At 56.8% G+C, this 18704-nt stretch carries 21 protein-coding genes and 4 tRNA genes; 20 read left to right on the forward strand and 5 right to left on the reverse strand.

Going from position 1 to position 18704, the window contains the following annotated elements:
• Nucleotides 1-24: 24 nt before the first annotated feature.
• Nucleotides 25-798, reverse strand: a complete 774-nt coding sequence (locus tag A6U86_RS03305; protein WP_068386024.1) for an NAD kinase — start codon at nucleotides 796-798, stop codon at nucleotides 25-27.
• A 167-nt stretch (nucleotides 799-965) separates the two neighbouring features.
• Between A6U86_RS03305 and A6U86_RS03310 the strand changes: the two genes are divergently transcribed.
• The 5 genes from A6U86_RS03310 (at nucleotide 966) to A6U86_RS03330 (ending at nucleotide 5375) form a co-directional block, all read left to right on the forward strand.
• Nucleotides 966-1041: transfer RNA gene (locus tag A6U86_RS03310), tRNA-Thr, on the forward strand.
• A gap of 216 nt (nucleotides 1042-1257) precedes the next feature.
• Nucleotides 1258-1527 carry a hypothetical protein gene (locus A6U86_RS03315; protein ID WP_068386025.1) on the forward strand — a complete coding sequence of 90 codons (270 nt, stop codon included), beginning with the start codon at nucleotides 1258-1260 and terminating at the stop codon, nucleotides 1525-1527.
• Nucleotides 1528-1679: 152 nt separating this feature from the next.
• On the forward strand, nucleotides 1680-1973 hold the full coding sequence (locus A6U86_RS03320; protein WP_068387784.1) for a hypothetical protein: 294 nt from the start codon (nucleotides 1680-1682) through the stop codon (nucleotides 1971-1973).
• A gap of 261 nt (nucleotides 1974-2234) precedes the next feature.
• Nucleotides 2235-3683, forward strand: coding sequence for a UbiA family prenyltransferase (locus A6U86_RS03325; RefSeq protein ID WP_068387787.1), 1449 nt, complete (start codon nucleotides 2235-2237; stop codon nucleotides 3681-3683).
• A 6-nt stretch (nucleotides 3684-3689) separates the two neighbouring features.
• Nucleotides 3690-5375, forward strand: a complete 1686-nt coding sequence (locus A6U86_RS03330; protein ID WP_068386026.1) for a hypothetical protein — start codon at nucleotides 3690-3692, stop codon at nucleotides 5373-5375.
• 72 nt (nucleotides 5376-5447) lie between these two features.
• Here the strand turns inward: A6U86_RS03330 and A6U86_RS03335 are convergent, their stop codons facing one another.
• Nucleotides 5448-6149 (reverse strand): protease inhibitor Inh/omp19 family protein, encoded by a 702-nt coding sequence (locus A6U86_RS03335; RefSeq protein ID WP_068387792.1) that lies wholly within the window; start codon nucleotides 6147-6149, stop codon nucleotides 5448-5450.
• Nucleotides 6150-6189: 40 nt separating this feature from the next.
• Nucleotides 6190-7098, reverse strand: a complete 909-nt coding sequence (gene rlmB, locus A6U86_RS03340; RefSeq protein WP_068386027.1) for a 23S rRNA (guanosine(2251)-2'-O)-methyltransferase RlmB — start codon at nucleotides 7096-7098, stop codon at nucleotides 6190-6192.
• A 197-nt stretch (nucleotides 7099-7295) separates the two neighbouring features.
• Here rlmB and A6U86_RS03345 point away from each other — a divergent pair.
• Together A6U86_RS03345 and A6U86_RS03350 are read left to right on the forward strand one after the other, a co-directional pair.
• Nucleotides 7296-7380, forward strand: a tRNA-Tyr gene (locus tag A6U86_RS03345).
• Nucleotides 7381-7406: 26 nt separating this feature from the next.
• Nucleotides 7407-7480 (forward strand) — tRNA-Gly (locus tag A6U86_RS03350).
• 428 nt (nucleotides 7481-7908) lie between these two features.
• Here A6U86_RS03350 and A6U86_RS03355 read toward each other — a convergent pair.
• Nucleotides 7909-8628 carry a hypothetical protein gene (locus A6U86_RS03355; protein WP_141683617.1) on the reverse strand — a complete coding sequence of 240 codons (720 nt, stop codon included), beginning with the start codon at nucleotides 8626-8628 and terminating at the stop codon, nucleotides 7909-7911.
• Between the two features lie 294 nt (nucleotides 8629-8922).
• Between A6U86_RS03355 and A6U86_RS35385 the strand changes: the two genes are divergently transcribed.
• From A6U86_RS35385 to tuf, 3 genes are all read left to right on the forward strand, one after another.
• Nucleotides 8923-9099, forward strand: coding sequence for a hypothetical protein (locus tag A6U86_RS35385; protein WP_158008727.1), 177 nt, complete (start codon nucleotides 8923-8925; stop codon nucleotides 9097-9099).
• 63 nt (nucleotides 9100-9162) lie between these two features.
• On the forward strand, nucleotides 9163-9591 hold the full coding sequence (locus A6U86_RS03360; RefSeq protein ID WP_068386032.1) for a DUF3597 domain-containing protein: 429 nt from the start codon (nucleotides 9163-9165) through the stop codon (nucleotides 9589-9591).
• A gap of 415 nt (nucleotides 9592-10006) precedes the next feature.
• A complete protein-coding gene (gene tuf, locus A6U86_RS03365) occupies nucleotides 10007-11182 on the forward strand; it encodes an elongation factor Tu (protein ID WP_068386034.1) in 1176 nt (391 codons plus the stop codon).
• 53 nt (nucleotides 11183-11235) lie between these two features.
• Here tuf and A6U86_RS03370 read toward each other — a convergent pair whose 3' ends face one another.
• Nucleotides 11236-11757, reverse strand: coding sequence for a GrpB family protein (locus A6U86_RS03370; protein ID WP_068386040.1), 522 nt, complete (start codon nucleotides 11755-11757; stop codon nucleotides 11236-11238).
• A gap of 145 nt (nucleotides 11758-11902) precedes the next feature.
• Between A6U86_RS03370 and A6U86_RS03375 the strand changes: the two genes are divergently transcribed.
• From A6U86_RS03375 to rplL, 10 genes are all read left to right on the forward strand, one after another.
• The gene (locus tag A6U86_RS03375) at nucleotides 11903-12796 is read left to right on the forward strand and encodes an NAD(P)-dependent oxidoreductase (RefSeq protein ID WP_068386047.1); all 894 of its coding nucleotides are present in this window, start codon (nucleotides 11903-11905) and stop codon (nucleotides 12794-12796) included.
• 329 nt (nucleotides 12797-13125) lie between these two features.
• The gene (locus tag A6U86_RS03380; protein ID WP_068387795.1) at nucleotides 13126-13812 is read left to right on the forward strand and encodes a glycosyltransferase; all 687 of its coding nucleotides are present in this window, start codon (nucleotides 13126-13128) and stop codon (nucleotides 13810-13812) included.
• Nucleotides 13813-13817: 5 nt separating this feature from the next.
• Entirely contained in the window at nucleotides 13818-14696 is an 879-nt protein-coding gene (locus A6U86_RS03385) for a 3-deoxy-manno-octulosonate cytidylyltransferase (RefSeq protein WP_244509823.1), read from the forward strand.
• A gap of 209 nt (nucleotides 14697-14905) precedes the next feature.
• A tRNA-Trp gene (locus A6U86_RS03390) sits at nucleotides 14906-14981 on the forward strand.
• Nucleotides 14982-15178: 197 nt separating this feature from the next.
• A complete protein-coding gene (gene secE / locus A6U86_RS03395; protein WP_068386049.1) occupies nucleotides 15179-15379 on the forward strand; it encodes a preprotein translocase subunit SecE in 201 nt (66 codons plus the stop codon).
• An 18-nt stretch (nucleotides 15380-15397) separates the two neighbouring features.
• A complete protein-coding gene (gene nusG / locus A6U86_RS03400; protein WP_068386050.1) occupies nucleotides 15398-15928 on the forward strand; it encodes a transcription termination/antitermination protein NusG in 531 nt (176 codons plus the stop codon).
• 213 nt (nucleotides 15929-16141) lie between these two features.
• Nucleotides 16142-16573, forward strand: coding sequence for a 50S ribosomal protein L11 (gene rplK / locus A6U86_RS03405; RefSeq protein WP_068386051.1), 432 nt, complete (start codon nucleotides 16142-16144; stop codon nucleotides 16571-16573).
• A gap of 4 nt (nucleotides 16574-16577) precedes the next feature.
• Nucleotides 16578-17276 (forward strand): 50S ribosomal protein L1, encoded by a 699-nt coding sequence (gene rplA / locus A6U86_RS03410; protein ID WP_068386052.1) that lies wholly within the window; start codon nucleotides 16578-16580, stop codon nucleotides 17274-17276.
• Nucleotides 17277-17606: 330 nt separating this feature from the next.
• Nucleotides 17607-18125: a 50S ribosomal protein L10 gene (gene rplJ, locus A6U86_RS03415; RefSeq protein ID WP_068386059.1), complete on the forward strand. Its 519-nt coding sequence runs from the start codon at nucleotides 17607-17609 to the stop codon at nucleotides 18123-18125.
• Nucleotides 18126-18182: 57 nt separating this feature from the next.
• The gene (gene rplL, locus A6U86_RS03420) at nucleotides 18183-18560 is read left to right on the forward strand and encodes a 50S ribosomal protein L7/L12 (RefSeq protein ID WP_068386061.1); all 378 of its coding nucleotides are present in this window, start codon (nucleotides 18183-18185) and stop codon (nucleotides 18558-18560) included.
• Nucleotides 18561-18704: the final 144 nt, after the last annotated feature.

Here is an 18704-nt window from a genome sequence, read left to right on the forward strand (position 1 = left end):
TTTCATGTCGGCATTCGTCAGCATTCAATCGGAGAATTGTTCCGCCAGTATCCGCTCGGACCAGGAGCGATCCGGATCGGAAAGAATGCGCGCGGTCGTGTCCTCTGTCTGGGCGATCCGGACGCTGAGGACCGATTTGACCTCGGCATTGTCGGCAACGGCGTTGACCGGCCGCTTTTCCGGCTCCAGTACGGTGATTTCGATCGATACCTTGTTCGGCAACAGGGCACCACGCCAGCGGCGCGGGCGAAACGCACTGACGGGCGTCATGGCCAGCAGCGGCGCTTCCAGCGGCAGAATGGGGCCGTGGGCGGAGAGATTATAGGCTGTGGAGCCAGCGGGCGTCGTGACCATCAGCCCGTCGCAGATCAACTCCGGCAGGCGAACATGCCCATCGATCTCGACCTTGAGCTTTGCTGCCTGGTAGGACTGGCGAAACAGCGAGACCTCGTTGATGGCGAGCGCGACCGAGGTGGTGCCGTCGTCGTTGCGCGTGCTCATCTGCAGCGGATGAAAGGCATTTTCGACAGCCGCGTCAATGCGTTCCGCCAGGCAATCGGTTCGGTAGTCGTTCATCAGAAAGCCGATGGAGCCGCGATTCATCCCATAGACGCGCTTGCCGGAATTCATCGTCTTGTGCAGCGTCTGCAGCATGAAGCCATCGCCGCCGAGCGCCACGACGATATCGGCCTCCTGCTGCGGCGTCTGGCCATAGAGGCGAATCAGTTCCGCCTGAGCCTCCTGGGCTTCCGGAGCAGGCGAGGCGAGAAAACAAACAGACTGAAAATGACGCGACATGCAATGTCCCTTTAATCATCGTACTAGGTAGTCATATTCCCCCTATGCGACAAGACGTTTTGCAAAGACTGGTAAATCTCCGATCGCTGCCACGTACCGGAACCTGAGGAAAGCGACCGATTTTCCCTTTACAGGATTTCAAAATCTGCTAGTTGGCATGCCGATGTGCCCTTGTAGCTCAGTTGGTAGAGCACCTGATTTGTAATCAGGGGGTCGCGGGTTCGAACCCTGCCGGGGGCACCATCATCATCACGCGTTTGTTGCGGTTCCTCCATTCCAGTTTGCAGATCATTTGGTGTCCGCGCCCACGCGAACGCTGATGGCATCGATTTTTTCAGGAATATGCTGGTGATGTTAATGTCGGTATGGAAAACCGGCGGCATCAGCCTAATATGTCAGTGCAGACGCCTTCCGGCCGTTTGCCATCATCTTCAACATGCCACCGCTCCTTGGAAAGACATGACCATCAAGCCGAAGAAGCCCAAACTCGAACATTCCGAGCTCTCAGGTGAGTTTACCGATGACGATGTCACCGTTCTGGTCGATATCTTTCGCGCCGCTGGCACCAATGACGACTGGCGGATGGAAGTCATCACGCCCGAGGAAGATCTGATCGAATGGGAAGAGCCCTTCGCGACAGACCGGGAAGCCTTCGACGAATTCCTCGCGACGATTGCGCGCGATGGTATCAGGTCGTTCTTTGACGAAGCGGATCCGGCAGTTCACTGAGCCTCCTTCGGCTTTTCCGTCGATGTCATCGTTACGGCACCGCGCCGTTTGCCGCCGGCGTATCGCCCGGCCGCAGGCGACAATGCAGCTTCATTTACAAGGCGCAAAATAGGCATACACTTCTCCGGCCAATGGCGGGCGAGGATATGGTCATGCACAGGATATCGAGGCATGTCGTCTTGGGATTGCCGCTTGTTGTGATCGCGGTGATTGCGAGCGTGTCGGCTTTGGCCGGCGAGAACTGCTACTGCAAGAATACGGATGGAAAGCAGCATGCGGTCGGCGAGGTCGCTTGCATGACCGTGGGTGGCAAAAGCTATCTCGCGCAATGCGAGATGAACCTCAATGTCACCTCCTGGTCGAAGTTGCAGGAAGGGTGTCCGGTCACGCGGAGCGCGTTCAGGCCGCAATCGGTGTGGCGCCCTCAGCTGATCGCTATACGCTGAACCTCACGGCCTACTGGCTGCGACAGACGGGTTTACTGAGCCCTATCTGCCATTCCTCGGAGGGCTGACCCGATATCTGGCTCGCGAGGTGAGCAGATATATTTTTCGATGGTTGCATTTTTCGCGTCTAACCACGAAGAGTGCTACAGCTTCCGCGTGATTTGATTAATCTTTTTCGAAGATATTGGCGCCATCGTTTGCCGGTCAGCGCCAATCATGAGCCACGAAGCCCAATATAACCCCACCTACCTTCAAGACCATATATCCGCTGCTACGCCCGCGACGGGCGCGGAACCGGAATCCGCCAAGCTTCCCCTGGTCGTAGACCTGGATGGAACCTTGGTGCGTTCGGACCTTTTTCTTGAGAGCATCTTTGATGCGATTGCCAGAAGCGGCCGGATGGCATTGTTGCCCGGAGCCTATTCAAGGGCAGGCTTGAAATCGCATTTTGCCGGTTTGTCGAAGATCGACTACGGCAAGCTCCCCTTTAACGAGCGGGTATTGGCCTTGATCGTGGCCGCAAAGGATCAGGGCAGAAAGGTCTATCTTGCCACCGCTGCCAACCGTGTACACGCCGAGGAAGTGGTGAAGCATTTGCCGGTTCTCTTCGACGGCATCTTCGCTTCAGATGATCAGGTCAATCTCAAAGGAGAGCGAAAGGCACAGGCACTTCTCGCCGCATTCGGCGGGAAAGGCTTCGACTATGTCGGCAACAGTGAAGATGACTTCCGTGTGTGGCCGCACGCTCGCCAGGTAATCAGCACGGGCTTGTCCAAAAGGCAGAAGGCCCGTTTGGATGGATGTCATGACGACCATCTGTGTCTCACCTCCAGAAACTGGGAGTATGCGTCCCTGATCAGGGCGATGCGCCCGCATCAATATGCGAAGAATGGTCTGATATTCGTTCCATTATTGACATCGCACGAATTCACACCGGCCGCTTTCCTGTCGGCCCTGCTGGCTTTCCTCGCCTTTTGTCTGTGCGCTTCCGGCGTCTACCTTCTGAACGACCTGCTTGATCTGCAGGCGGACCGCGGTCATCCGACTAAGCGTCTCAGGCCCTTCGCCGCCGGGCAGCTCCCCCTGACGCTCGGTCTCGCGCTGGTACCGCTTTTGACGATTTCCGCCTTTGCGATTGCGTCCTTGCTGCCGTTGCAATTCCCATTGCTGCTGATGATCTATCTTGCCGGAACGGCGCTATATTCGTTCTCGTTAAAGAAAATGATGATCGTCGACGTCGTTGTGTTGGCGATTCTCTACACAATCCGCATTTTTGCCGGCGCGGCGGCAATCAATGTCGTCGTTTCCGAATGGCTGTTCACGTTCTCTCTGATGATCTTCGCGGCGCTCGCCTTGATAAAGAGACACATCGAGCTCGCCGCCAGATTGGACAAGGGGCTCGCGGACCCCAGCAATCGCGACTACAAACTTGCCGACCTTCCCATTATTGCCGCTCTGGCGGCGGCGGCCGGAATGAATTCAATCACCGTTCTTGCCTTGTATGTGTCATCGCCGGAAGTCGCCAGACTATACTCGCATCCGCATGTGCTTTGGGGGCTTTGCCCGCTTTTCCTATATTGGACCAGCCGCACGCTGATGCTGGCCCACCGCCGTCTCATGGACGACGATCCGATTACCTTCGCTCTGCGCGATCGCCGGAGCTGGATTGTCGGGCTGATATCGATTGCGCTCATATTTGCCGCACGGTGACGGAAGATGATGTCTGACACCGTGAAGCAGCAATCTCGCGCCTATTCATCGGTGCTTGATATTTCGCCCCATCTTACAGTGATCGCCGCGACGGTTTTGAGTTTCCTCCGAACGGGCTATATGCCGGTCGACGAAAACAATATCTATCACGTGCCGATACTGCTGCGTTCCTTCGACCTGCCGCAATTTGCAGACGACGCTTTCATTCAGTCTCTGCGAAATTTCGCATCCGGTTTCTGGATCGTGTTTTCCGGCGCCGGCAACCTTGTCGACGCGAAGCTTTTCCTCGCCACATGGCTCGTCATCACTCACTTCGCGTTCCTTGCCGCGGCACTCCATTTTGCCAGGAGCCTGGGCTTCAGTGATCGCAGGCTCCTGAATATCTATCTTCTGATCCTCTCTGTCGCCGGACCCCTTGTCGGGATAACCGTCGGCGGCGGCGGCATCATGCTGCATTATTTTACGCATTCCGAGCTTGCGAATGCTTTTGTCCTGTTCGGGTTTTCATATGCCATTCGAGGGAGCCATGGGCATGCCGCGGTTGCGACGGCGATTACCTTCTTCCTGAACGCTTTCATGGCCGTTTGGATGATCTTGCCTCTATGTTTCCTGGCGATTTACCAAATCCAAACCGGGATGATTTCATTTCGTGCGCTGGTGGTTCGGGGAGCCGCTGGATCGCTGTTGGGCGCGATTTTTCTGTTGCCGCCGCTCATCAACGTATTTTCGAACCGGCAGTTGCTCACGGTTCCGAGCTTTTCTTTCCGCCAGTTTCTCTGGGATTTTTATCCCTTCCATTTTTTTCTTCAGAGCAATAGTGGGCTGCACCTGGCGAATCTGCTTTGCGCGGTAGCAGTCATTTTCGTGATCTGCAGGTATCTGGGCAATCAAATGACGCCCCTCCGCCTCCTGACTGGAGGCATGATTGCCGTTCTCCTGATCGGCACAATCGTTCCGTTGCTTACGGACTCAAGGATGATCCTGAATCTCCACCTGATTCGCAGCGCGGTGGTGATCATCTTTCTCTTCGCCATCGCCGCGGCATTGCTGGTTGCGAAATGGATTACGGCGCCGGAAAATGCGTCATCGGCGCTCTTCGGATGGGCCATCTGCGTGGCATTGATGCCATTGCAATTGGGCGCGGTGATGGTTCTCGTTCTATTGCTGTTCTATCGTGTTCTTGCGGCTGGAGCATTGGCGCCTCAGGGATCCGCATCGAATGGGCCAAGGCTATTTCTTTGCTTTGCCCCAATCATGGCATTTTTCGTCTTCCACAATCTCTATGACCACTACAGTGATCAGCTAAGGAAGGTTGCCAGCGAGGCGCAATGGGAGCGGGTAGGTGCCTGGGCCAAAAAGGCGCTTCCTGCGGAGGCCACCTTCATGATCATGCCTGATCACAATGCCACCGGAGCCGCGCTTGGTTTTGGATATACATCGGAGCGGCGGCAGATATTCGCCTACAAATATGGCGCGGCAGTTCTATGGTTGCCCGCATATTTTACCGTTTGGGAGCGTAACATGACGCGGCGCGAGGTGCTCGAAACGCCGAAGGACAAACTCAGTTACGTAGCCGGCAGTGGCGCCGATTATCTGGGGACCGAGTGTGATCCGGCCCTTGGCAACCCCGTCCATCAGGATGGTGACAGCTGTCTCTACGCGATAGCATCGCCAGTCGGCCAGGTCCGATAGGGCAAGTCCGCCAGGGATTATCCCTGGCGAGCCTTTAACCGGCTCCAGGAAAGATGCCGCGTTTCCGGAACATCAGCCGCCCTGTTTGCGCACCAGCAAGAGCGGCTCGCCTTCCTCCTCATCGGACTTCTGAAAACTACCATCCGGCTTCATGTCGAAGGAGAGGGAGGAGCCGTCATTGCCCAGCATCACCAGGCCGAAGCCCTCCGTGGCCCAGAGCGAAAGCTTGAGGTCGCCGACTTCGCTGGGGCAGTCACCGGCCGGCGACATCTTCGCGGTTCCGTCCGGATCCTTGTCGGTGGTCAGCGTGACATCGCAGACAGGTTTTCCATCCGGCCGTTGGATGTGCCAGGCTCCGGCGAGGCTTGCAACGGTCGGCACATGGTCGACATCGCCAAGCGCCGGCAGCAGCCAGGTGGGGTCGCCCGCCTCGCTCTCCCAGGGAGAGCCTTCTTCCTGCTGGAACCGGATAAGCGTCTTTGCCGAGGTATCGACGATGGTGAGCGACCCGTCATCGGCGAAATTCCATGCGCTTGCCTTGGAGAGTGCGGGCAGGGGTGTTGCACAGGCGTCCGCCCCGGTGATGCCATAGCCGCCGCCGGTGACCGGGTTGGTATCGAAGGTCAGCCGGCATCCCTTGGCACCGCTTTCAGGTGCCAATAGCCATGCGCCCGCCTGGGCTTTGACAAGTTCGTCATCGGCAGCGCGTGCCGGTTGACCCATAGCGAGAGCAAGGGCGACGGAAGCCGCCGCTAGACCAAGAACACGGATCAAGGCAAATTCCCCCAAACTGGTCGCGGCAGCTTCGGTGCCGCTAGATTTTCAGATAGGATCGCGCCGCATAAAGCGCGATCGCCGCTGCGTTCGAGACATTGAGCGATTTGATGGCGCCCGGCATGTCGAGGCGTGCCAGGGCGTTCACGGTTTCCCGCGTCTTCTGGCGCAATCCCTTGCCCTCGGAGCCGAGAACGAGCGCGACCTTACCGCCGCTGAAGGTGCCTTCAAGCGGCGCCGGCCCTTCCGAATCAAGGCCGATGGTCGTGAAGCCCAGCTGGTGCAGTTCGCCGAGCGCATCGGCGAGATTGGTGATCTGTATATAAGGTATGAGCTCGAGCGCGCCCGAGGCCGATTTTGCCAGCACGCCTGATTCGGTCGGGCTGTGGCGCTGCGTGGTGATCACGGCGCCTGCATCGAAGGCCACGGCCGAGCGCATGATCGCGCCGACATTGTGTGGATCCGTCACCTGATCGAGAACGAGCAGCAGCGGGCTGTCCTTCAGCGCTTCGAGGCGGCGAACGGGCAGGGGCCGTGTTTCCAGCATCACGCCCTGGTGGATCGCTTCCGGTCCCAGAACCTTGTCGATATCCTGCGGCGAAACGATCTCCACGGGAATGCCGATGCCCTCAACAGGGCCGATTTCCAGCCGCACCAGCGCATTCTGTGTCGTCGACAGCTTGATGTTCTTGCGCTCGGGATTGGCAAGAGCGGCGCGAACCGTGTGCAATCCATAAAGAAGGACCTGGTCCGGCGCGAGTGCCGGCGGCTTCCAATCGTCCGCGCCCGCCCGCTTGCGCTTCTGCGGCGCCGGCGTCGGGATTTCGCCGCGCTCGCGCTTGGCGTCGCGATGGGCGCGACGCAGGGTGGCATAATGCGTGTCCTTGGCCGACTTGTCGTCGGCGGTGTTGTCTGGGCCGGAGCGGCCGGAAATTTTATCTTTGCTCATGCGGCTTTATAACCAGCGCCTTCCCGGGCGCATAGCCTCTTTTGGCGGCAAGCTTTTCCCACAGGCTGAAATCTTTTCGTCATTTTTGGCAATTCCCTGTGTTGACAGACGGAAATCGTCCGGTCATATACGCGGCGCAGATGACGGCGGCGACGCCAACATCGAGCAACTTGGTCGCAAGATCCAGTCGGAATACTGGAGGGATGCCCGAGTGGTTAAAGGGGACGGACTGTAAATCCGTTGGCTCAGCCTACGTTGGTTCAAATCCAACTCCCTCCACCATTCCGGACCGGATCTTGACCACCCGCGCGGGTATAGCTCAATGGTAGAGCAGCAGCCTTCCAAGCTGAATACGCGGGTTCGATTCCCGCTACCCGCTCCAAAGTTTTTAAATCACCTATCTATATGACATGTCACGGCGTGCCAGTCGGCCTTCTTAGTTCGACTTTCCACCTGTTCCCGCGATTCGGCGGCTGCTCTCCAATCCGTTGCCGCGGCTATACCGGCGGGGGTCTTTGTCGTGGTATGGGTCGCAAGGTCTCGGGCATCCTAAAGTGAGCCCGTCGCATCGACAGTCTCGGAAGCAGCTCTGGCTCTTTTCAGCGCCTACGGTAAAGGCCCAGCGCAAGCGTTGTGGGGATTATGAAGATGGCGCACCCAACAAGCGCACCCAGAAAGGGGCCTATGAGATTGTATGTCCAATACAGTTTCATAGTGCCGCTCAAGGTTAACTCATGCCAATCCTGAAAAACGCGCGGCATGAGAGGTTCGCGCAAGAGTTGACGAAAGGCAAGTTAGTATCGAATAGCGCTAATCCGAACCGGCGATTTGTGCTCGATTAAGCCTAGCGGTCGCCGACGCGAGTTGGACGGTAAAATTGATTTTTTTTTGCGTCAGTGACGATCGCAGACCTTCGTCTTTGATGTGCGAGATATCTATCGCCTTGAGGAAGAACCCGGTTGCCAACAAAAGCCACCGGGTTAAGTCAAAGGTGAAACCGATTACGATTTGCTCATTAGCAAATGGGCCGATCATGGTGAGGCTGTCTGGCGATACAAGTTGCATAAACGGGTCAATGTGCGTTCCGTGTCCGCTGAAGAAATCGTATGCTGCCTTGCGGACATTTTCCTGTCTGCCGTCGAGTGCATCTAAAGTTTCTCGGATCTTGACAGGTTTAAACTTCTTCTTCCGGTCGGCTTCCGAACTAGTTCGCCATTCCGCTATTCGCTCCGGCTGTCTCTGAAAAAGATCGAGTAAGAACGACACCTCAACTATGTCCCTGATCATGGATAGGGCTGGTTGATAGTAACCAGAATGAGCGCAACTGGCGGCGGCGCCGGCGTCGTTCAACACGCGGATGCCAAGGCGCAAAATTGCCACATCATCTTCTCGGGAAAAACCTTCGATCCTTGCGAAGTCAGAGATTGTATCGATGCAGGAACTGGCCATCTCCAGATTTTCTTGGGCCTGCTTAGAGTGCTCCAGATATCGCGAGTTTTGGTCGTGGATTGCGCTTACGTTTAACAACATGAGATGCCGCCTCATTAACAGTCACAATCAGAATTCCAGCTCTAAAACAACTATACGTAGATGGCCCATGGCAATACTGATCTGAATTTAATCAAACTGGAAATCAAACATGCGCGGTGGATCACGTAAGAGTGCTGGTCGCCCCAAGGGAGCCGCCAAAAAGCGAACGCGCAAGGTAGTGGACGTGAGAGCCTGAACGGCATAACGCCTCAGGGTTTTGAAGGCCACGCGTGCCCATGCCGATAAAGACGATTGGGATCTACGGCTTCTATCGCAAAGGACATCGCGTCTTACATGCATGCCAGGCTCGCCGCCTATCAGCATACCGGGCGTAACAACGGCCCGATAGAATACGCCAACATGACAGAGGAAGAGATTGATGCTCGCATCGCAGCAATTATCGCAAGCGCTGGCGAGGATGCGTACCGCTTGAAAACGCCGCCGACACCCATCTTTGCATATTTGACATGAAGGGTTGCTTATATCAGCGCGAGCGATAGATATTGCTCAGGCAACCGAAACGGGAGAGCGCAAATGGGTATCTTCGACAAGATCAAGGGTGCAATCTGGGGACAGGCAAAGGCTGCCGAGGCTGCTCCTGCACCGACCACCACCGCTGCAACTGCCAATCCGGCGTCTGCGCCGACGCCGGCTCCTTCGTCGACCACGGCCGCCACATCGCCTGCGACCAGTGCGCCGTCGGCTCCGGTGGATATCGCATCGATCCTCGATGCGGCGGTCAAGAAGAGCGGCCAGAAGCTGGACTGGAAGCATTCGATCGTCGATCTGATGAAGGCACTTGGCATGGATGCCAGCCTTTCCGAGCGCAAGGAACTGGCGCAGGAACTGGGCTACACCGGTGATGCCGGCGATTCCGCCAAGATGAATATCTTCCTCCACAAGGCACTTCTGAAGAAGCTTGCCGACAATGGCGGCAAGGTGCCGGCCGATCTTCTCGACTGATAGCCTCAGGCATCGGCGAGCAGCACTGCCGGCCTCGACCGGCAAGGCGTCGCGATCGGTGACGATCTATAGCCGTTTAAATATTTTGCGCCCTTTCCCAGCGGGAGAGGGCGCTTTGTTTTGACCGATATCCCATTTGCAAGGATGCTTTCATCCCGCATTCGCCACTGGAATTCCATAGGATGCTTCCCTATCTAAGCGTCTGAACCGGCAAATGCTTTTTTGTCTTTCCGGATCGGCCGGCGAACCTTACGCGGCGAATGAAAGTCGAAGGCTGCGGATCATGCGCCATCGGCTGGGCTTCGCTTGAAATAGGCCCTGCAATTAAGTCTTGCGCAAACGCAACGAAAGCCTTAAACGGCGGCACTAAACCGGTTCGCCGGGGTCACTCATTACGTTCATAGGAAGCATTCAAATGGCAAAGAGTAAGTTTGAGCGCAATAAGCCTCACGTTAACATTGGTACGATTGGGCACGTTGACCACGGCAAGACGTCGCTGACAGCAGCGATCACGAAGTACTTCGGCGAGTTCAAGGCGTATGACCAGATCGACGCTGCTCCGGAAGAGAAGGCTCGTGGTATCACGATCTCGACGGCCCACGTTGAGTATGAGACGCCTGCTCGTCACTACGCTCACGTCGACTGCCCCGGCCACGCTGACTATGTCAAGAACATGATCACCGATGCTGCGCAGATGGACGGCGCGATCCTGGTTTGCTCGGCTGCCGACGGCCCGATGCCGCAGACCCGCGAGCACATCCTGCTCGCCCGTCAGGTTGGCGTTCCGGCAATCGTCGTGTTCCTGAACAAGGTCGACCAGGTTGACGACGCCGAGCTTCTCGAACTCGTCGAGCTCGAAGTTCGCGAACTTCTGTCGTCCTACGACTTCCCGGGCGACGATATCCCGGTTGTCAAGGGTTCGGCACTTGCTGCTCTTGAAGACAGTGACAAGAAGATCGGTGAAGACGCGATCCGCGAGCTGATGGCTCAGGTTGACGCCTACATCCCGACGCCTGAGCGTCCGATCGACCAGCCGTTCCTGATGCCGATCGAAGACGTGTTCTCGATCTCGGGCCGTGGTACGGTTGTGACGGGTCGCGTTGAGCGCGGTATCGTCAAGGTTGGTGAAGAAGTCGAAATCGTCGGCATCCGTGCGACGTCGAAGACGACGGTTACCGGCGTTGAAATGTTCCGCAAGCTGCTCGATCAGGGCCAGGCAGGCGACAACATCGGCGCACTGGTTCGCGGTGTTAACCGTGACGGCGTCGAGCGTGGTCAGATCCTGTGCAAGCCGGGCTCTGTCAAGCCGCACAAGAAGTTCATGGCCGAAGCCTACATCCTGACGAAGGAAGAAGGCGGCCGTCATACGCCGTTCTTCACGAACTACCGTCCGCAGTTCTACTTCCGTACGACTGACGTGACCGGCATCGTGACGCTTCCGGAAGGCACGGAAATGGTTATGCCTGGCGACAACGTCACCGTTGCCGTTGAGCTGATCGTTCCGATCGCGATGGAAGAAAAGCTTCGCTTCGCTATCCGCGAAGGCGGCCGTACCGTCGGCGCAGGCATCGTTGCCTCCATCGTCGAGTAATAAGCAGGATTATTCCTTTATAAAGAGGCCCCGCTGGAAGCAGCGGGGCCTTTTCATTTGCGGGACGGTTGCCGGGTCTCCGCCAGAGCCTTGCTGATGATATCTGCAACGAAATCGCTCTTGCCGCCGGTATAGTGATCCCAATCGCCATCCGCTTCGATTGCAAGCTTCCTCTTCAACGTCGCATAGGTCTCGGCAGCTTCGGGATGCACGCGAAGATAGTCGCGAAAGAGGACCCGTTCCTGATGGGCAGGATTGCCCATCAGGCACAGATAGAGGCGTGTCCCGTAGGGCTTCTCGTCCTTGGTGAATGTCCACCTGTCGGCGCCATGCGGGTCGCCGTGAAAGACGTAGCCATCATGCTGCAGCCGTTCGGTGGCCTCGGTCCTCATTTCATTGGATAGAAGCACCGCATCGATATCGAGCTTCGGCTTGGCGCAAAGTCCGGGGATGGATGTACTGCCGATATGCTGGATATCCGTCGGATGGCCGAGCAGGGCCGTGATCGCCTCGCGCCGGCTGCGGAAGAGGGCGGGCCAAGCAGGGTCGTAGTCGACAAGTTTGATTGCGCCCATTCCGTACCCGCCTTCCGCGCGATTCCCTCAGCCGTCGTGGATCTTTCTCCCAATCTCTCCCTGAGACAATCCGACCACGCCATATGCCTTGCGAAACGCCGGAAAGGGTCTATCTATCGCCCGGTTTTCCCAGGAGGAGATTTTCATGAAGAAGCGCATATTGTTCACCGGCGGTAGCGGCAAGGCCGGGCGTCACACTGTTCCCTGGCTCGTCGAAGCCGGCTATGAAGTTCACAATATCGATCTGGTGCCGTTGAACAGCCCCGGCGTTACCAATCTGCAGGCCGATATCACCGATGCGGGACAAGTCTATAATGTCCTGAGCATGCATCGGGATTTCCCCGATCTCGAAGAGGGCAAGGGCGTGCAGCCCTTCGATGCCGTCGTGCATTTCGCCGCAGTGCCGCGCATCCTGATAAAGCCGGATAACGAGACCTTCCGCATCAATACGATGGGAACCTATAACGTCATCGAGGCGGCCGCCAAGCTCGGCGTGAAGAAGATCATCGTCGCGTCAAGCGAAACGACCTATGGCGTCTGCTTCGCGGAAGGACATCGTGATTTTCATCAGTTCCCGCTGGACGAAGACTATGATGTCAATCCGATGGATTCCTATGGCCTGTCCAAGGTCCTGAACGAGAAGACGGCCCGCGCCTTTGCCGAACGTTTCGGCATCGATATCTACGCGCTGCGCATCGGCAACGTCATCGAGCCGCATGAATATGAGCGTTTCCCGGAATATTTCGCCAATAGCGAGATGCGCAAGCGCATCGCCTGGAGCTATATCGACGCTCGCGATCTCGGCCAGATCGTCCATCTCTGCATCGAGAAGAACGGCCTTGGCTACCAGGTGTTCAACGCTGCCAATGATATGGTTTCGGCGAACACGCCGTCCCGTGAGCTCGCGGCGAAGCATTATCCGAACGTACCCTTCACCCGCGAGATCGGCGAATATGAGGGCCTGCTTTCCAACCGCAAGATCCGCGAAGTTCTGGGCTTCAAGGAAGAGCACGACTGGCGCAAATATGTGAAGGTCTGAGGTTCCAAGACCTTCGAGACAGGCCGGGCGCTCTTCTTCGGCGTCCGGCATAAGCTTCGAGTGAGGGCAGGGCATCTCTCCATTTGTTACGGGGGATAACTAAAAATGCTTCCTTAAACACTCGACAAATATGCCCGTTTATCTAAGTAGGGTTGTGTTCGCGGGGCATATCCTGGAGATTGCAGCGCTTGGTTAGCTGTATTTAGCCCTGTTTCGAACAAGCATCCCTTGGTAAGAGCGCCTGGAGGATGAAGTGGACGCTGGTCAGCGTCGCGACGAGAGATGATTTGCCGGCTGACCTTCAAACGGCCGGCCGCTTCGGAGGTATCATGAAGGATAGTGTTGCACGTATATTTGTCGGCTTTGATTCAAAGGAGGTCGTGGCATATCACGTCCTCGCTCAAAGCATCATCGAGCATTCTTCGATCCCGGTGGCGTTCTCGCCGATCGTGCTCAACAATCTCGGCGGCATCTTCACGCGTGAGCGCAACGCATTGCAGTCGACCGAGTTTTCCTTCTCGCGCTTCCTGGTGCCCTATCTGAGCGACTATGAGGGCTGGAGCATCTTCATGGATTGCGACATGCTCGCCCGCACCGATATTGCCGAGCTCTGGGCGCTGCGTGATGACCGTTATGCGGCCATGTGCGTCAAGCATGACTACCAGCCGAAGGTCGAAACCAAATTCCTGGGCCAGACGCAGACCAAGTACGAAAAGAAGAACTGGTCGAGCATGATCCTGTTCAACAATGCCAAGTGCAAGGCGCTGACGAAGGATTTCGTCAATACCGCGACCGGCCTGCAGCTTCACCAGTTCAAGTGGCTGGAGAGCGATGACCAGATCGGCGAGGTCCCGGTCACCTGGAATTATCTCGTCAATGAATACGACTACCGCGAAGATGCCAAGCTGGTGCACTTCACCGACGGCGGCCCGTATTTCGACGAGTATCGCAATGACGATTATGCCGAAGAGTGGTTCGCCATGCGCGACCGGATATTGCACGTTCAGCAGAAGTAAGCGCCTTGCACCAGGAGGAAACAGATCCCATCGGCAAAGGCATTCCGGCAGCAGGTTCTGCGGCCGGACTGAGCAGCGCCGATGAGTGGCGCGCCGTATTGGCGGCGTTCTCGCATATCGTGCTGGTCGCCAATAGCGATGTGGTCGACATAGCGAGCCTGCAGTCGCAGTTTCCGCCGACTGCGCTCTTCGTCTTCTTCAACAAGGTCTACAAGGTTCTGGATCGCCCGTTTCACGGACATTCCCTGCTGATCTCGCGTGGCCAGCCGCGCGGTGCCAATATCGTCTATCGTGGCGAGGTGGGCGAGGTCGTCAAATTCTTCCCGAGGGAATACTTCCTCGGCATCCTGAATATCCGCCTCGGTGTGGAGGAGAAACTCAATCCGGCCGCCGACTTCCAGGGCGCACCTACCGGCCATCTCGATCTGGTCGGTCTCTGTTCCGATTTCTATACGGAGGGCAAGACGCCGACGAGCGGCTTTGCTCTGGCGCTCTGGCTGAGCGATCTGAAGTTGCCGGGCGCTATCGTCCTTGCCGGCTTTTCGGCAAGGCGCAGTCAGAAGTGGCGGGTGGTCTCCGTGCATGACTGGAGCTTCGAGCAAACCTTCCTGCGGCTCTTTGCACGTCTGGGAAAGATCACCATTCACGGCGGTGTTTCACTTAATCCCTATATCAGGCTCGCCGAACGATTTACCGACATACCGCCAGCCGAGATTTCGCTCACAGCCGCGGACGTATTGTCGGAGCGACTCGGCAATACGGACGCGGAGGTCGACAGGCTCATTTCCTTGACGAATGTGATTCGCTCCACGGATAATTTCCTGCGCCAGCTCAGGCCGAAATTTCTCAAACGCAAGCCGAAGGCTCCATCCGGAGAGCAATAGGCCGAAACAGGCTGCTTTGCCGGCTTTCTTCCTGGCCTTGGTGCGGAGCCTATTCGACTGGCCACGCTTGAGCGGAGTGAGGGGTGGCTGTCTTGATTGGGAAAAAGCGAAAAACGCTCTTGCCAATCGTTTCGTCCCGCCTTAAAGGGAGCGCCATGTCTTCGAACTGCTCGGACGGTCTACCGCTCGATGCAATTCTCGAAGAAAGAAGGGGTATAGCTCAGTTGGTAGAGCGGCGGTCTCCAAAACCGCAGGTCGTAGGTTCGAGCCCTGCTGCCCCTGCCATTTTCCTTGGTCTGACTGGCGCGCTGATATCGCTGCTTCTCGGGTTTGGGATTATGCCGGTTTGGCGGCAAATTTTCGAAAACACTGGATTACCTCTTGTTAAAACGGGAATCGGTGTTTATGTAGGGGTTCAACAGACACGCGGTGCGTGGGGCTGATTTGTTCAGCTTTACGCGCCGTAATTGCGTGGGCAGTCAATGGCATCCAAAACGAATCCACTAGCGTTTCTGCAGCAGGTACGCTCCGAGACGTCGAAAGTTACTTGGCCCTCGCGCCGCGAGACGATGATCTCGACGGTGATGGTATTGGTCATGGTTGTTTTCGCCTCGCTGTTTTTCTTTGCTGCCGACCAGCTCATCGGCTGGGTTCTCAGCTACGTGCTGAATACCGGCAACTGATAACGGGTGGAGATGAACATGGCGGCACGTTGGTACATCGTCCACGCTTATTCTAATTTTGAAAAGAAAGTGGCTGAATCCATCGAGGAGAAGGCTAGGCAGAAGGGTCTCGATCATTTGTTCGAGAAAATCCTCGTGCCGACTGAAAAGGTTGTCGAAGTGCGTCGCGGTCGTAAGGTCGATAGCGAGCGCAAGTTTTTCCCGGGTTACGTGATGGTTCGCGCCAACCTGACGGATGAAGCTTACCACCTGATCAAGAATACGCCGAAGGTCACTGGCTTCCTGGGTTCAGACAATAAGCCAGTTCCGATTCCGGATTATGAAGCCGAGCGCATTCTCGGTCAGGTCCAGGAAGGTGTCGAGCGGCCGAAGGCCTCCGTGTCCTTCGAGATCGGCGAACAGGTCCGCGTTTCCGATGGTCCGTTCGCTTCGTTCAACGGCACGGTTCAAGATGTGGACGAAGAGCGTTCGCGCCTTAAGGTCGAAGTGTCGATCTTTGGTCGCGCTACGCCGGTCGAGCTTGAATACAGTCAGGTCGAGAAGGTCTGATTATCACCATTGGGAAAGGTCGGTTTCATCGCTGGCCTTTCTTTTGGGCTTGGATATAAGTAAATGCTTACTTATGTCTCGCGGCGCAGCCGCAATCCGCGTGGAAGGGTAGGGTCTTAGCCGGACCTGGTGATCCGCACCACGCAACCGCAGCCGCCGGAGCGATCCGGCATAATGGGCCGGGTAACCGGTCATTTGGAAAGGCAGAGAGAAATGGCTAAGAAAGTAGCGGGCCAGCTCAAGCTGCAGGTCAAGGCCGGCTCGGCGAATCCGTCGCCGCCGATTGGTCCTGCGCTTGGTCAGCGTGGCATTAACATCATGGAATTCTGCAAGGCGTTCAACGCGTCTACGCAGGAAATGGAAAAGGGTATGCCGATCCCGGTCGTCATCACCTACTACCAGGACAAGTCCTTCACCTTCATCATGAAGCAGCCGCCGGTCAGCTACTTCCTGAAGAAGGAAGCAAAGATCCAGTCCGGCTCGAAGACGCCGGGCAAGGGTGGCAAGGCTGGAAGCCTCACCAAGGCTCAGATCAAGTCGATCGCCGAAGCCAAGATGAAGGATCTGAACGCCGCCGATATCGAAGGCGCAATGGCCATGATCGAGGGCTCTGCCCGCGCCATGGGCCTGGAAGTGGTGGGTTGAGATCATGGTAGCAAAGCGTATTCAGAAGACTCGTGAAGGCGTTGATCCGACAAAGCTTTATGCTCTGGATCTGGCCATCAACATGGTCAAGGAACGTGCCGTCGCCAAGTTCGACGAAACCGTCGAAATCGCGATGAACCTCGGCGTTGACCCGCGTCACGCCGACCAGATGGTTCGCGGCGTTGTCAATCTGCCGAACGGCACTGGCCGTACGGTTCGTGTTGCCGTCTTCGCTCGTGGCGCTAAGGCCGATGAAGCCAAGGCTGCCGGTGCTGACATCGTCGGCGCGGAAGACCTGGTCGAAATCGTTCAGGGCGGCAAGATCGACTTCGATCGCTGCATTGCAACCCCGGACATGATGCCGCTCGTCGGCCGCCTCGGTAAGGTTCTCGGCCCGCGTGGCATGATGCCGAACCCGAAGGTCGGAACCGTTACGATGGACGTCAAGTCTGCCGTTGAAGCTTCCAAGGGCGGCGCTGTCGAGTTCCGTGTCGAGAAGGCTGGTATCATCCACGCCGGCATCGGCAAGGCTTCCTTCGAAGCCAAGGCTCTCGAAGAAAACATCCGCGCATTCGCGGATGCCGTCATCAAGGCAAAGCCGGCTGGCGCCAAGGGTAACTACCTGAAGCGCGTAGCGATCTCCTCGACCATGGGTCCGGGCGTCAAGATTGAGCTGTCGACGGTTACGGCGCCTAGCGCCTGATAATCATATCGGACCTCGTGTCCGGTGTTTAAGAATTCCCGGCCTTTCGAGGCCGGGATTTCCGGAGAAATCCGGAATTCCTGTCCGAGATTGCAGGTGGTTATCCCTTAATCACTCAAGCCTGCATGAGACGGGTAAGACCCGAATTTTGAAGAAGCATCGCTTCGATGAACTCGGTTCGAGCCTTGGATGCCTTGTGCCTTGGAGCCGTCAGGCTCGAGCGCGAGGGGACAGGATCCTCAAGCGTCGCTTGGGATCTCTCTTGATCCCAGGAGGCAAAAGGCAACCCGGCAGGCCCGTTAACCCGGTCCTGTCAACTGGAGAAAAGCAGTGGAAAGAGCGGAAAAACGCGAATTCGTCACGGAACTGAACGAAGTCTTCAAGGCTTCGGGCTCAGTTGTCGTGGCCCACTATGCTGGTGCTACAGTCGCTCAGATGAACGATTTTCGTTCCAAGATGCGCGCTGCTGGCGGCACCGTCAAAGTCGCGAAGAACCGCCTGGCCAAAATTGCTCTTCAGGGCACCGAAGCGGAAGGGATTTCCAATCTCTTCACCGGTCAGACGCTGATCGCATACAGCGCTGATCCGATTACCGCTCCGAAGGTCGTCGTGGATTTCGCCAAGGGCAACGACAAGATCGTTGTCTTGGGCGGCGCCATGGGAACAACAACGCTCAACGCCGAAGGTGTGAAGTCGCTTGCGACCCTGCCTTCGCTGGACGAGCTGCGCGCGAAGCTGCTGGGCATGATCCAGACTCCGGCTACCCGCATCGCAGGTGTTGTTGCAGCGCCGGCAAGTCAGCTTGCTCGCGTGTTCTCGGCCTACGCCAAGAAGGACGAAGCCGCGTAAGGCGGTTTTTCGCTGTTCATAATCAACCAGTTCGAACCGAACAAAAGGAACTAAAAAATGGCTGATCTCGCAAAGATCGTAGACGACCTCTCCTCGCTGACCGTTCTCGAAGCCGCAGAACTGTCCAAGCTTCTCGAAGAAAAGTGGGGCGTATCCGCCGCTGCTCCGGTAGCTGTTGCTGCCGCTGGCGGTGCTGCTGTTGCTGCTGCCGTTGAAGAAGAAAAGACCGAGTTCGACGTCGTCCTCACGGATGCCGGCGCTAACAAGATCAACGTCATCAAGGAAGTCCGCGCTATCACCGGCCTGGGCCTCAAGGAAGCTAAGGACCTCGTCGAAGCTGCTCCGAAGGCTGTCAAGGAAGCTGTCTCCAAGGCAGAAGCCGCTGACATCAAGAAGAAGCTCGAAGACGCCGGCGCTAAGGTCGACGTTAAGTAAGCTTGAAACTGCTTTGGGAGATGGCTTTTTGCCGTCTCCCATTTGCCGTTTTTCTGAACAAATTACCCAAAAGCCGCAGGCAAAACGGCTTTTGGGTAATGGGTTCTTCAAGAGGATGGTCTCAAATCGAACCGCGACGCAATC

The sequence above is a fragment of the Rhizobium sp. AC27/96 genome (assembly GCF_001692325.1).
In the GTDB taxonomy this organism is placed as follows: Bacteria; Pseudomonadota; Alphaproteobacteria; order Rhizobiales; family Rhizobiaceae; genus Rhizobium.

Coding starts and splice junctions, on each gene's coding strand:
- A6U86_RS03305 (WP_068386024.1), bottom strand. CDS start 798: ATGTCGCGTCATTTTCAGTCTGTTTGTTTTCTCGCCTCGCCTGCTCCG.
- A6U86_RS03315 (WP_068386025.1), top strand. CDS start 1,258: ATGACCATCAAGCCGAAGAAGCCCAAACTCGAACATTCCGAGCTCTCA.
- A6U86_RS03320 (WP_068387784.1), top strand. CDS start 1,680: ATGCACAGGATATCGAGGCATGTCGTCTTGGGATTGCCGCTTGTTGTG.
- A6U86_RS03330 (WP_068386026.1), top strand. CDS start 3,690: ATGATGTCTGACACCGTGAAGCAGCAATCTCGCGCCTATTCATCGGTG.
- rlmB (WP_068386027.1), bottom strand. CDS start 7,098: ATGAGCAAAGATAAAATTTCCGGCCGCTCCGGCCCAGACAACACCGCC.
- A6U86_RS03355 (WP_141683617.1), bottom strand. CDS start 8,628: ATGTTGTTAAACGTAAGCGCAATCCACGACCAAAACTCGCGATATCTG.
- A6U86_RS35385 (WP_158008727.1), top strand. CDS start 8,923: ATGCATGCCAGGCTCGCCGCCTATCAGCATACCGGGCGTAACAACGGC.
- A6U86_RS03360 (WP_068386032.1), top strand. CDS start 9,163: ATGGGTATCTTCGACAAGATCAAGGGTGCAATCTGGGGACAGGCAAAG.
- tuf (WP_068386034.1), top strand. CDS start 10,007: ATGGCAAAGAGTAAGTTTGAGCGCAATAAGCCTCACGTTAACATTGGT.
- A6U86_RS03370 (WP_068386040.1), bottom strand. CDS start 11,757: ATGGGCGCAATCAAACTTGTCGACTACGACCCTGCTTGGCCCGCCCTC.
- A6U86_RS03375 (WP_068386047.1), top strand. CDS start 11,903: ATGAAGAAGCGCATATTGTTCACCGGCGGTAGCGGCAAGGCCGGGCGT.
- A6U86_RS03380 (WP_068387795.1), top strand. CDS start 13,126: ATGAAGGATAGTGTTGCACGTATATTTGTCGGCTTTGATTCAAAGGAG.
- secE (WP_068386049.1), top strand. CDS start 15,179: ATGGCATCCAAAACGAATCCACTAGCGTTTCTGCAGCAGGTACGCTCC.
- nusG (WP_068386050.1), top strand. CDS start 15,398: ATGGCGGCACGTTGGTACATCGTCCACGCTTATTCTAATTTTGAAAAG.
- rplK (WP_068386051.1), top strand. CDS start 16,142: ATGGCTAAGAAAGTAGCGGGCCAGCTCAAGCTGCAGGTCAAGGCCGGC.
- rplA (WP_068386052.1), top strand. CDS start 16,578: ATGGTAGCAAAGCGTATTCAGAAGACTCGTGAAGGCGTTGATCCGACA.
- rplL (WP_068386061.1), top strand. CDS start 18,183: ATGGCTGATCTCGCAAAGATCGTAGACGACCTCTCCTCGCTGACCGTT.